General features: G+C 43.7%; 1 protein-coding gene. It reads right to left on the bottom strand.

Annotated elements, in window-relative coordinates:
• On the bottom strand, positions 1-641 hold a 641-nt coding region (locus MP477_RS22675), incomplete at both ends, for a terpene synthase family protein (RefSeq protein WP_257192289.1).

The following is a 641-nucleotide window of genomic DNA, read 5'->3' as shown; positions in this document are numbered from 1 at the left end:
TCATCTTTCAATACAGACTGTACTTCATTGAAAAAGGTAACCAGATGACAGGCCAGTGTCTGTAAACGGATGATCACCGGGTGCTCATGGATCTCCTTCGGAAGAATAATTCCTGTTTCCAGCTCTGTAAGCTGAAGGAAAGGGTAAAGGCAGATAGAGTTTTCACGTAAGGCAATACATTCACTCACACTGGGATAGGCTTTATTTTTCTTGTATTTTAATTCGGTTTCTAATCCTGTAAAATATTTGCTGATCATTTTTGTAAACCGGGAAACCGATTCCTGGGGAATAAACTGCAATAGCTCCTGTCTTAATGCGGCCAGCATAGGACCTAATGGGATTCCGGAATCTTCAGCACTGATCTCACCATTGAGTATGGCAATTGATTGGGCATGTATATGTCCGATATCTTCAGGCTCACTTTCTTCATAAAGGTCATCATTGTAGAGGGTCCACAGCATTAGCCTGCAGATGGGTTTGAACCGTTCTGGTGATGCAGTTGGAAACCATTGGGCCGCAATATGGGCCGTCTTTGTTTTTTTGTACTTTTTGCGTAGATCGGGATTCTGCTCATAAAGCCACAGGTATTCCCCGTCGATCCATTGTTTCTCGGTGATCTCCTGCAATTGCTCGGCATTGGG

The sequence above is a fragment of the Chryseobacterium sp. WG23 genome, from assembly GCF_024586575.1.
GTDB lineage: Bacteria > Bacteroidota > Bacteroidia > Flavobacteriales > Weeksellaceae > Chryseobacterium.
This window is presented reverse-complemented; position numbering and strand designations above follow the sequence as displayed.